Annotated in this window: 11 protein-coding genes and 1 pseudogene; 7 read left to right on the forward strand and 5 right to left on the reverse strand. The window is 68.2% G+C overall.

The features are described 5' to 3' along the window. Nucleotides 1-164: 164 nt before the first annotated feature. From ACFYMC_RS29035 to ACFYMC_RS29045, 3 genes and pseudogenes are all read right to left on the reverse strand, one after another. Nucleotides 165-563: pseudogene (locus ACFYMC_RS29035) on the reverse strand (oxidoreductase); the annotation flags it as partial. A 116-nt stretch (nucleotides 564-679) separates the two neighbouring features. Then, nucleotides 680-1747, reverse strand: a complete 1068-nt coding sequence (locus ACFYMC_RS29040; RefSeq protein ID WP_388530917.1) for a DUF389 domain-containing protein — start codon at nucleotides 1745-1747, stop codon at nucleotides 680-682. 143 nt (nucleotides 1748-1890) lie between these two features. Continuing rightward, nucleotides 1891-2475 (reverse strand): lipoprotein, encoded by a 585-nt coding sequence (locus ACFYMC_RS29045; RefSeq protein WP_388530920.1) that lies wholly within the window; start codon nucleotides 2473-2475, stop codon nucleotides 1891-1893. Nucleotides 2476-2841: 366 nt separating this feature from the next. Between ACFYMC_RS29045 and ACFYMC_RS29050 the strand changes: the two genes are divergently transcribed. Next, the gene (locus tag ACFYMC_RS29050; protein ID WP_388530945.1) at nucleotides 2842-3714 is read left to right on the forward strand and encodes an alpha/beta fold hydrolase; all 873 of its coding nucleotides are present in this window, start codon (nucleotides 2842-2844) and stop codon (nucleotides 3712-3714) included. Nucleotides 3715-3863: 149 nt separating this feature from the next. Here ACFYMC_RS29050 and ACFYMC_RS29055 read toward each other — a convergent pair whose 3' ends face one another. Further along, nucleotides 3864-5372, reverse strand: coding sequence for an MFS transporter (locus tag ACFYMC_RS29055; protein WP_388530922.1), 1509 nt, complete (start codon nucleotides 5370-5372; stop codon nucleotides 3864-3866). Nucleotides 5373-5516: 144 nt separating this feature from the next. On the opposite strand from ACFYMC_RS29055, the gene ACFYMC_RS29060 reads away from it, so the two are divergent. Continuing rightward, nucleotides 5517-5939, forward strand: a complete 423-nt coding sequence (locus tag ACFYMC_RS29060; protein ID WP_388530925.1) for a MarR family winged helix-turn-helix transcriptional regulator — start codon at nucleotides 5517-5519, stop codon at nucleotides 5937-5939. A gap of 97 nt (nucleotides 5940-6036) precedes the next feature. Here ACFYMC_RS29060 and ACFYMC_RS29065 read toward each other — a convergent pair whose 3' ends face one another. Next, nucleotides 6037-6909, reverse strand: coding sequence for a DMT family transporter (locus ACFYMC_RS29065; RefSeq protein ID WP_388530928.1), 873 nt, complete (start codon nucleotides 6907-6909; stop codon nucleotides 6037-6039). 179 nt (nucleotides 6910-7088) lie between these two features. Here ACFYMC_RS29065 and ACFYMC_RS29070 point away from each other — a divergent pair, with 179 nt between their 5' ends. The 5 genes from ACFYMC_RS29070 (at nucleotide 7089) to ACFYMC_RS29090 (ending at nucleotide 10284) form a co-directional block, all read left to right on the forward strand. Then, entirely contained in the window at nucleotides 7089-7367 is a 279-nt protein-coding gene (locus ACFYMC_RS29070) for a glutaredoxin domain-containing protein (protein WP_388530931.1), read from the forward strand. A 149-nt stretch (nucleotides 7368-7516) separates the two neighbouring features. Next, nucleotides 7517-8329 (forward strand): oxidoreductase, encoded by an 813-nt coding sequence (locus ACFYMC_RS29075; protein WP_388530934.1) that lies wholly within the window; start codon nucleotides 7517-7519, stop codon nucleotides 8327-8329. 99 nt (nucleotides 8330-8428) lie between these two features. Next, complete coding sequence (locus ACFYMC_RS29080; RefSeq protein WP_388530936.1) at nucleotides 8429-9070, forward strand: AraC family transcriptional regulator ligand-binding domain-containing protein; 642 nt, start codon at nucleotides 8429-8431, stop codon at nucleotides 9068-9070. Continuing rightward, nucleotides 9043-9417, forward strand: a complete 375-nt coding sequence (locus ACFYMC_RS29085) for a helix-turn-helix domain-containing protein (protein ID WP_388530939.1) — start codon at nucleotides 9043-9045, stop codon at nucleotides 9415-9417. The genes ACFYMC_RS29080 and ACFYMC_RS29085 overlap by 28 nt, the downstream gene beginning before the upstream one ends. Nucleotides 9418-9588: 171 nt before the next feature. Continuing rightward, nucleotides 9589-10284: a type 1 glutamine amidotransferase domain-containing protein gene (locus ACFYMC_RS29090; RefSeq protein ID WP_388530942.1), complete on the forward strand. Its 696-nt coding sequence runs from the start codon at nucleotides 9589-9591 to the stop codon at nucleotides 10282-10284. The last annotated feature ends 106 nt before the right edge of the window (nucleotides 10285-10390 follow it).

A 10390-nucleotide genomic window follows, 5' to 3' on the forward strand; every position in this document is an offset into this window, starting at 1 on the left:
AGCAGCCTGGGCTACCGCAGCCCCGCCGACTACGAGACCACACTCGCGGTCTGACCACCACAACGAGGGTGTCCGTCAAAGCGGAGCAAGCTCAGCCCTGGGCCAGAGGCGGGAGGGGCGTCGGGTCACGGTCGTACTGGATGGCGTAGCCGGCGACGGTCCCACGCGATCTTCGCCCGCCCGTACAGGTCGCGATCGACGTGGCTACGGTCCGTCGCGGTCAGGAGGGCCGCGGACTCGTCCGCGCCCGGGGTGGCGTGGGAGGCATAGGCATTGATGGGGGATATGTACACCCAGTGCCGGGACTTGGCGCCCAAGGCGTCGAGCGCCGCCCGGACGAACCCCGGTTGCCAGGACACCTCGAAGACGGCGTCCCACTCCTGTTCCAACAGCGGCGCGTACGCGGCGGGTTCATGGCGGTCCGCTGTCACCAGCGTCGCGCCGGCCGCGACGTCTCCGCTTTCGCCCCGAGCGAGGCAGGTCACATGGTGACCGCGTTCGCCTGCCCGCCGGGACAGTTCTCGGCCCACCCACGCCGTGCCGGCAAGCACCAGGATCTCCATGCCCGTACTCAACCACCGCGGTCACCAGCGCTGAAGGGGATTCGCTGACGGCGGATCACCGGGGCTCTGCCGACCGCTGGTCCGTCGGTTCTCGGCAGCTTGCGCTCGCTTGCTGCTCAGGAACCGCCCGGATCGAGTTGGCTGCCCACGGTGCCGGCCGGCAGGCTGCCGCTCTGACCGTCCTTGTCGCCGACCCGCCCGGCGTCGATACGGCGGCCCCTCGTGGCGTCCACCACGATCGGGATGCCGTCCGGGACCTGCCCTTCGAGGTCTGAGAGCAGCGTGTTCAACGGGGGTAGGTCGCCAGGGGTGCGGACGTGCACGTAGATCGTCCTGGACACCACGTCCACGCTGGTGACGGAGGCCCCCGGGTCGGCGGAGAGCCACTGCTCGGCGGCGACCTTCACCCGTGCCGTCCACGTGTTGAGCAGCAGGGCGAAGGCGGTGTTCGCCGCCAACGGTACGAAGACGGCGGCGAAGAGCAGGGCCAGCGCGATGTAGGTACGGCGGGCGGAGTGCCGGATGGGTTCCGTGATGCCGGAGCGGTAGCCGAGAGCAGCGAAGATCACCATGCCCGCGAACACCAGGGCGAAGAGGTTGGACAGGAACAGCACCAATGCACCCAGCGCCAGCCACCAGGCCAGATGCCCCAGGCACACTCCGGTCACCACCAGCGGCGGGACCAGGGAGATCGCGATGGCCACTCCGGGGAGCACGGCGGCCACGTCACGTCGGCCGAGGGCAACCGCGCCGGCCAGGCCCGTGGCCAGTGCGGAGACCAGGTCGAGCAGACCGGGGGAGGTCCGTCCCGAGATCTGGCTGTTCGACAGGAGGTCGTAGTTCTGCGGGAGGACAGCAGAGAACGCCGTCCCGATGCCGACCACCAGCAGACAACCGAAGAGGACGTAGAGGCCCGCCCCGGTCCGCTGGCGCTGTACGGACCCCAGGGCGATGCCCATGATCGGTGTGGACAGCGGTGCGATGATCATCGCACCGATCACGGTGGCGGTGGAGTCAGTGATCACTCCGCCGGCCGCGATGACGGAGGACAGGGTGAGCATCGTCCAGAACGCTGAGCGTTTCGCCGTGGCGTCCCCGGCTGACAGGTCCAGATCCTGCACCAGGTCGTACATGGACCGACACTGGGCGGCCGGCAGAATGCGGTCGCGAAGTCCGCTGATCATGGCCCCGAGTATCCCTTCCGGCACTCACCCGGAAGGGTAGGACACGGCTCGAACCCCGGTCCGCCTCTCAAATGGGTCCAGCCAAGGCGGAGGTTCCCCCTCGGGCCGACGCCCGCTCGGGCCAGGAGGGGCGGGGGAGCGGCTCAGCTGCCGCGGATGGTCCTCTTGGCCTGTTCGAACGCGGGGAGCATCGCCTCGTGTTCCTGGGAGTCCAGGCCCGCGAGGTGGAGGAGGACCACGCCGCGGGGGGTCTTCAGCGCGAGGGCACGTTCTCTCTTGCTGACGTCGGTCGACGCCACGTGCATCGTGTAGGCGGCTTCGGCGGCTGCGAAGCCTCCGGTCCTGGTCGCGGTGTAGGTGACCGACTCGGTGTCCGAATGCCCGGCCACGAAGGCTTCGAGGGCCTGGTGTGGGTCCTCGTCGGCGTCGGTCCCGGTCCACACGCGTAGGAAGCCGAGGTGTCCGGCTGGCTTGGCGTCGATCTCGCACACCAGTTGGACGGATCCCTGGGCGAGGCCCACGTGGACCGCTTCGGGGAACCAGGAGGCGGCGAGTTCGAACGAGACGGGCAGCGGACAGGCTGACCGCGGGCCGCCCAGTACGACAGCCTTCGCGGTGGACGCTGCGCCACTGACTGCCGGGGCGGCAGTGGCCTCGGCGCGTGCGCTGGTGATCGAATCGGGGGCTGCCCCTGACGTGCAGCCGGCGAGCGCCCCGAGCAACACCACGGCCGGGACTGTCCCCAGACCCCTTGACGTGCCACGCACCGCACATCCCTCCCCCGAGGAGCCTGCGCCGCTGGTGCCCAGCGGCGCAGGCCGAACCTAGTGCCGATCGAGACCCGGTTCAAACCGGTGCCGCGCGCGCCGGCGGCAGAGCCGGTGTGGCCGCCCCCGTTCGGAGCCGCCACGGGAGGGCGCGGGATCTGTGGTGAAGCCTTTTCCGAGTGCTCCGAGGGGCGTGGGAGTTTGTCTGTGCAGGTGTGTTTCGTCACGATTGTGCTTTTGCGGAGGACTGCGGGTCCGGCGGGCGAACGCAGCCGCAGCGCACCGGTGCGCTGCGGCCGTGTGACGAAGGAGAAGGCATTGACCGACGTGAGCAGCGGGCATGTCACCACCAACGACGGTGTGCGACTGCACTATTTGGAGGCCGGCAGCGGTCCCGACATGCTCTTCGTCCCGGGCTGGTCTCAGACGGCCGCCCAGTGGCGCTACCAGATCGCCGATTTCGCCCGCACCCACCATGTGGTGGCTCTTGACCACCGAGGTCACGGAGACTCCCAGAAGCCGGACCACGGCTATCGGCTGGCACGGCTGTCGATGGACGTTCACCAGCTCGTCCAGGCACTGGACCTCACCGAGGTGATCTGGGTGGCCCATTCGGCGGGTTGCGGTGTGACCTGGTCCTACTGGGACCTGTTCGCCGGCGAACGGGTGGCCCGGCTGGTGCTGTTCGACGAGCCCGCGGTCTTGATCCATCAGCCGTACTGGCCGTCCGGCCTTGCCGATCGGCTCGGCGCGCTGTACGGGCTGGAGGAGATCGCCGGGGTGGTGGCGAAGCTCCGGGATCCGGGCTTCGATGCGCAGGCGCTCACAGCCGAGTTCCTCGATCCGATGTGGACTCCGGCGGCCAGTGAGGAGGACCGTCGTTGGGTCCTCACACAGAACCTGCGGCTACCCAGGGAGTACGCCGGTCGGTTGTTGCTGGACAACGTGGTGCAGGACTGGCGTGACGTCCTCCCCCGGATCGATGTTCCCACGTTGGTCATGGGTGGGGAGGACAGCATCATCCCGACGTCTTCGGCCCGTTCGACGGCCGAATCCATCCCCGGCGCCAGGCTGCGGATCCTGCGTGACCACAGCAGTCATTTCGCCTTCTGGGAGAACCCGGCGGAGTTCAACGGGGAGATCCGGGCCTTCCTCGACGCGACCGACCGTAGTGGCGGTGACTGCGCGGCGACGGCTTGAGCGGTGAGCTCGGCGGTCGTGCCCCGGGGCTTCGCCGATACGACCGAAGGGGACCCGTGTTCCTGCGCTGCCTGCCCTGTGCGCGCCTCGCCCGCCGCATCTGTTGGCTGCGGCGGCGGGCGAGGGGTGACGGGGACTGCGGACGAACGTCAGCGCGAGACGAGATCGTCCACCTGAGCCGTTGACTCCTGCGAGGCGGCCGGTACCTGGGCCTGTCCGCTCGTGCCGCGGCGGCCGAGGCCGACGACGGCCGTGAGCAGGACCAGGACGCACGCTGCGCCGGCCAGCGCGAAACTCAGAGTGAACTGGCTCTCCTGAGGCAGCGCGGGTACGCCTTCGGGGAGGTTCGCGATGGTCTTCGAGGCGAGAAGGGAGGTGATCACCGCGCTGCCGATCGCGCTTCCGACCGACCGGGAGATGGAGTTGATTCCGTTGGCGATGCCGGTCTGGTGGTGCGGAACGCCGGCCACGATGAGTGCGGGCATTGCTGCGTAGCCGAAGCTGATGGCCACGCCGGTGACCATGCCGGCCATGATCACCGATGCGGTGCTGGCATGGGCCGCGGTCATCCAGGTGAAGCCGATGATGCCGAACGCGGCGCCGGAGGCGAGGGTGAAACGTGCACCCATCCGGGCGACCAGCAGTCCACCGACCTGCGCCGCGAACAGCGAGACGATCGTCGAGGGCAGCAGGTAGACCACGGAGGCTTCCAGCACTGATGCCCCAAAACCGTAGCCGGCGAGCTTCTCGGGCATCTGTACCAGGTAGGACACGCCGATGAACTGGGAGAACATGGCGAAGCCGAGCATCAGGCCGGCGAGGTTGGTGAACAGCACCGGACGGTGCATGAACATCTTCATGTCCACCATGGGTTCGCGTACGGTCCGCTCGACCAGGACCCACACGGCAGTCATCACGAGGGCCGCCGCGAACAGGCCGAGTGTGCGGGTGGAGGTCCAGCCCCAGGAGTGTCCCTGTGAAACCGGCAGCAGCAGCAGGACGAGCATGGCTCCCAGGGTCGCGGCGCCGAGCCAGTCGGTACGACCGCCCGTCTTGTGCGCCGAGGCCGGGACGGTCAGGAAGACGGCGACCAGAGCGACGACGGCGAGGACGGCGGCCAGCCAGAAGACCCGGTGGTAGTCGGGGTCGGTCCCCCTGGTGAGGAGCCCGGCGCCAACGAGAGCGAGGCCGCTGCCGAAGGCCAGGGTGCCACTGACCAGGGCCATGGCGCCGGGGAGGCGCGCCGGACGGATCTCCTCACGGAGGACCGACAGAGCCAGCGGGAAGATCGCGGTGGCCGCGCCCTGCATCACCCGGGCCACGATGAGCCAGGTGAGCGAGCTGGTGGTGGCGGCCACCACCGACCCGGCGACCATCAGGAGCAGGACGCCGATCAGCGTGGGCCGCTTGCCGTGTTGGTCTCCGAAGCGCCCCAACAGCGGAGTGAAGACGGCGGCGGACAGCAGGGTCGCGGTGGTGACCCAGCTGACGTTGGCGGTGGTGGTGCCCAGGTCGTTCTGGATGATGCCGAGGATCGGCACGACCAGGGTCTGCATCATCGAGACGACCATGGCCGCGAGCCCCAGTACGAGGATGAGCCCGGTTCCGGCGGGCCGGCGCTCGGGTGTCAAGGAGGGGGTGGGCTTCAACGGATTCATTCCTCACGGGGCTATGGCGGGCAGGAGCCGCGATAGTTGACTTAAGCGATGATTAACCATATGGATACTTGAGGATGTCAAGCAACTTGGAGAAGGTAAACTTCAACCATTGACCAGGTCAAGTTCCGGACCGGAGTGGAGTGCATGCCTCCTACATCGCCCGCCGTCAAAGCGCAGCTCATGGAGCTGCTCGCCCACTCGCTGGGCGCCCACTACGCCGACTTCGCCACCGCTGCTGCCGCGGCCGGGCTCACGTCCAGCCAGGCCAAGACGCTGACCGTGCTGCGTCGCTCGCCCGACTCCATGCGTTCGCTCGCAGGCACCCTCGGCTGTGACGCGTCCAACATGACCGGAGTCATCGACCGCCTGGAAAAACGCGGCCTGGTACGGCGGGAGGTGAGCCCGGCAGACCGTCGAGTGAAGAACGTCGCCCTCACCGAAGAGGGAATCCAGGCCATCGACGCCATCCGATCGACCATGAACGGCACCCACGCCGGCCTCGACCGGCTCTCCGAAGCCGAGCAGACCGAGCTGGCCCGCCTGCTCAGCACCGTCTTCCCACGCTGAGGCACTAGGCGCCGTCGCCGGGAGAGGAGCCCGGGCCTTCCTGTCACCCGCAGGTCCGAGCCGTAACGCACCCACGTCGCCACGGCTGCCCCCGAACTCAGCCTCGTCTGCGCAGCGCTCCCAAGTAGACGCCGAGAATGATGAAGGGAGCGCCGAGCAGCAGGGACGCGGTCAGCGGCTCGTTGTCCAGCCAGGCGGAGAAGACGAGGGTGGTGGGGGGAATCACGACGAAGACGTAGGCCGCCCGCGACGCCCCCCAGTGCTGGATGATCACCAGATAGAACAAGAAGGTCAGCACCGAGCCGGCGACGATCACGTAACCCAGGGCCCACCACGTCTCCGCCCGCTGGGGAAGGGCCCATCGGTCCCCCGCGAGGCCAGACCCCGCGAAGAGCAGGACAGCCGCCGCGGTCATGCCCACCGCGTTCATGGTGACGGGATGGAGATGCGGCAAGTGCCGCACGAGGACCGCTGCCTGGGCGAAGCACAGCACCGCCCCGAAGATGGCCAACAGGGCCAGGAGGGGTACGGACGACTGCAACGGCGCCCTGGAGATGAGTGCGACGCCCACTGTGGCCAGAGCCGTACCGACCACCGCTGAGGTGCGGAACCTCTCCTGATGCTGTGCGATGGCGAGCAACAGGGTGGCCAATGGCACCAGAGCAAGCACCGTCTGACCCAGACCAGCATGGATGTACTCCAGCGCGTAGTACGCGAGGGCGAAGGCGAGCCCGAAATTCAACGCGCCGAACAGCACGGCGCCGAACAGCGCGCGCCCGCGCGGGAACTCCAGCCTCATGATCGCCATCAGCGCCAACAACACCAGCGCCGCGCCGCCGAAACGCAGTGCGGCGCCCCAGAGCGCGTCGAGTTCCCGATTGCTGAAGCGCACCCCGACCGCGTTGCCGCCCGCGAGGAGAGACGTCGCGGCGAAGGCTGCCAGTGCCACTCGATCTTCGCTGCGCAACACCCCGCCACGGTAGACCGCTTGCGCATTCCCCGCCCCTTGACACTCCCGGCCCCGATCCTGCTGTGCTTCTGCGATCGTGCCGGACCGGTGAGATGAGGGCTCGGTGCGACCCTTGAGAGGGGGAGCGCGCACCGACCCCCGTCCGGAACGCTCCCGAGGAGGCGACGAGATGAGGGGACATGGCTGAGAACGAGGAGGTGGTTCTCTACTGGCGGCCCAGGTGTCCGTACTGCGTGAAGCTGCGCCTGATCCTGGCCCTGAAGGGACTGCGCTGCCGGAAGGTGAACATCTGGCGGGACCCCGAGGCCGCTGCCGTGGTGCGTTCGGTCGCGGGGGGATACGAGACGGTACCCACCGTGACCGTGGCCGGCAGGGCGCTGGTCAACCCGTCGGTGAGTCAGCTCATGGAGACGGTGCGGGCGCACGCTCCGCATGCGCTGCGAGGTGCTTCGCACTGAGATTCCCCCTTCTGTGGCCGCGGTCGGTCCCCCCGGCGCGTGGCGCGATCTGCAGGTCCGCTGGCGTCATCGGCCAGTGCGGAGGCGGCCCGCGCGCCCTAACGTGGTTGCAGGAGGCCGCACCGGCCATCTGCGAGGAGAAGATCACCATGCGTACTGTCCTGGTCACCGGAGCTTCGTCCGGCATGGGCAAGGAAACGGTCAAGAAGTTGATCGGTCAGGGGTACGTGGTGTATGCCGCTGCCCGACGGCTTGAGAGCATGCGTGATCTTGAGGACCTGGGTGCCACCGTGCTGAAGATGGACATCACCAAGGAAGCGGACGTCACCGCGGTGGTGGACCGCGTGGCCGCCGAGCGCGGGGGAGTCGACGTCCTGGTCAACAACGCCGGCTTCGGGCTCTACGGGGCCATGGAGGACACCTCGATCGACGAGGCCCGGTACCAGTTCGAGGTGAACCTCTTCGGCTTGGCCCGGCTGACCCAGCAAGTTCTTCCCCACATGCGCAAACAGGGTTCCGGGCGCATCGTCAACATCTCCTCGATGGGCGGCAAGATCTACCTGCCGCTGGGGAGTTGGTACCACGCCACCAAGCACGCGCTCGAAGGGTGGTCGGACTGTCTGCGGCTGGAGCTCGCCCCGTTCGGCATCGACGTGGTCGTCATCGAGCCGGGAGTGATCGAGACCGAGTTCGGTGACGTCATGCTGGAGCCGATGCTCAAGCGTTCGGGCTCCTCCGCCTACGCCGATCTCGCGCAACGGGTTGCCGTGGCCACGCGCAAGACCTACTCGGCGAGCGGAGCGACACCCGCCGCCGCGATCGCCGACGTCATCGTGAAGTCGATCAACGCCCAACGCCCCCGGATCCGCTACGCGGCGGGGAAGTACGCGAAACCGATGATCGCCTTGCGGAAGTGGCTCGGTGACCGGACCTTCGACCGCATCGCCATGCGCGCCCTGTGAAACCGTGCGGCGCGCGGACGGCTGGTCCGCCCGGCCGGGATCGTTCTGCCTCGCTCGCCGTGCGAACCGGTGCTGCCACCGTCCGCTTCGGGGAGTGACATGGCTGCCCCGGACTTCACCGTGTACCCCGCCGTGCAGGCGCTCCTGAACGACCTGGGAGTGGAGCCCGCCCGGGTGCTACGACGTGCCGGACTGCCCGGAGACCTGTTCACCGGGCAGTCGGTGACGCTGTCACCCGCTCAGTACTTCGCCCTGTGGCGGGGGATCGAAGCGGAGAGCGGGGACCCCGAACTGCCGATCACCATCGGCAGAGCCCTGTCGGCAGAGGTCTTCGACCCGCCTCTCTTCGCTGCGTTGTGCAGCCCCGACCTCAATACCGCCGCGCGCCGGATAGCCACCTACAAGAGGCTGATCGAGCCGATGAGGGTGAGCGTCACCGTCACGCCCGCGCAGACCATGTTGGCTTGTGAATGGCCGCCGGACATGCATCCTCCTGCGTTGCTGGCCCTGGCCGAGCTTGTCTTCTGGGTGACGCTGGCCAGGATCGCGACCCGGGTACACGTGGAGCCGCTACGAGTCACCGTCCCCGATCCTCCTGTGGACAACGGCGGTTACCGTGACTTCCTCGGCGTCCGGGTGAGTGAGGGCCCCGGCGCACGATCACTTTTGCGGCCACTGACGCCGTCCGGCCGTTCCTCACGGCGGACCAGCGGATGTGGGAGTTCTTCGAACCAGAGCTGAGCCGTCGCCTGTCCGAGCTGGAGTCCGGCTCCTCCACCGCGGAGCGCGTACGGGCCGTCCTCCTCGAACTACTCCCCGCAGGCCGTGCCGCCATGGGCCCGGTGGCCACGGCCCTGGCCTTGAGCACGTGCACCCTTCAGCGGCGTCTGAAGGGGGAGGGTACGACCTTCCAGGACGTGTTGAACGACACGCGCGAGGCCTTGGCGCGCCACTACCTGTCCCGAGCGGACCTGACCGTGCGGGACGTCTCCTTCCTCCTCGGTTACGAGGATCCGAACTCCTTCTACCGTGCCTTTCGCGCGTGGACCGGGCGTACTCCCGCACAGGCGACGACCGGTAGCGCATGAGCTGAGCGGCCCGTGCGCCCGGGTGGGGCGTCACCGCGACTCTCGCGGCGGTTACTCCGGGTGAGCATCCGCTCACCTCTCTACCGTTCTGACGTTTTGCATTCAAAGTGTCAGTCTGTAGAGTCTCTGAGTGAGGTGGGCCAGCAGGGTCCGCCCGGAGAGAGGTGAACCATGGCGAAGATCCTTTTTGTGGTGACCGGGGCCGACTCCTGGACGCTCAAGGACGGCAGCAAGCACCCGACCGGCTTCTGGGCGGAAGAGGCGGTCGTCCCCTACGAGGCGTTCACCGCCGCCGGGCACGAGGTGGTCGTGGCCACCCCCGGGGGTGTGGTGCCGACGGTCGACCGCGGGAGCCTTGCGCCCGAGGTGAACGGTGGCGAGGAGAACGCGCAGGTGATGACGCGGAAGCTCGCCGAAGTGACGGTCCTGCGGAAGCCGATCCGCCTCGAAGACGTCGTCCTCGACGACTACGCGGCCGTCTACTACCCCGGTGGCCACGGCCCGATGGAGGACTTGGCCGTCGATCCGACATCGGGCCGCCTGCTCGTGGCCGCCCTGGAGTCGGGCAAGCCGCTCGGCATTGTGTGCCATGGACCGGCTGCCATGCTCGCCGCCGAAGCCGCTGACGGCTCCAACGCCTTCGCCGGCTACCGGGTCGCGGCCTTCACCAATCTGGAGGAAGAGCAGGCCGGCTTCGCCGACAAGGCTCCGTGGCTCCTGCACGACCGACTGATCGCCATTGGAGCGCAGGTTCAGGCGGGAGAGGCGTGGGCCCCGCATGTCCTCGTCGACCGCACCCTCGTCACCGGCCAGAACCCGGCTTCCTCTGCCCAGGCCGCTCAGGAGCTGTTGAAGATGCTGGGCTGACCGTGGATGCCGACCGGCTTTCGGAGGTTCTGGACGCGACCTACAGCTGTCTGGCCAGGTACGGGGTACGACGAACCACCATGGACGACATCGCCGCGACCATGGG

The organism is Streptomyces sp. NPDC006879, assembly GCF_042869595.1.
Classification (GTDB): domain Bacteria; phylum Actinomycetota; class Actinomycetes; order Streptomycetales; family Streptomycetaceae; genus Streptomyces.

What these genes read in the sequence shown, in the direction of transcription:
- ACFYMC_RS29070 (WP_388530931.1), top strand. Translation starts at nt 7,089, where the DNA reads ATGGCTGAGAACGAGGAGGTGGTTCTCTACTGGCGGCCCAGGTGTCCG.
- ACFYMC_RS29085 (WP_388530939.1), top strand. Translation starts at nt 9,043, where the DNA reads ATGTGGGAGTTCTTCGAACCAGAGCTGAGCCGTCGCCTGTCCGAGCTG.
- ACFYMC_RS29055 (WP_388530922.1), bottom strand. Translation starts at nt 5,372, where the DNA reads ATGAATCCGTTGAAGCCCACCCCCTCCTTGACACCCGAGCGCCGGCCC.
- ACFYMC_RS29040 (WP_388530917.1), bottom strand. Translation starts at nt 1,747, where the DNA reads ATGATCAGCGGACTTCGCGACCGCATTCTGCCGGCCGCCCAGTGTCGG.
- ACFYMC_RS29060 (WP_388530925.1), top strand. Translation starts at nt 5,517, where the DNA reads ATGCCTCCTACATCGCCCGCCGTCAAAGCGCAGCTCATGGAGCTGCTC.
- ACFYMC_RS29080 (WP_388530936.1), top strand. Translation starts at nt 8,429, where the DNA reads ATGGCTGCCCCGGACTTCACCGTGTACCCCGCCGTGCAGGCGCTCCTG.
- ACFYMC_RS29075 (WP_388530934.1), top strand. Translation starts at nt 7,517, where the DNA reads ATGCGTACTGTCCTGGTCACCGGAGCTTCGTCCGGCATGGGCAAGGAA.
- ACFYMC_RS29090 (WP_388530942.1), top strand. Translation starts at nt 9,589, where the DNA reads ATGGCGAAGATCCTTTTTGTGGTGACCGGGGCCGACTCCTGGACGCTC.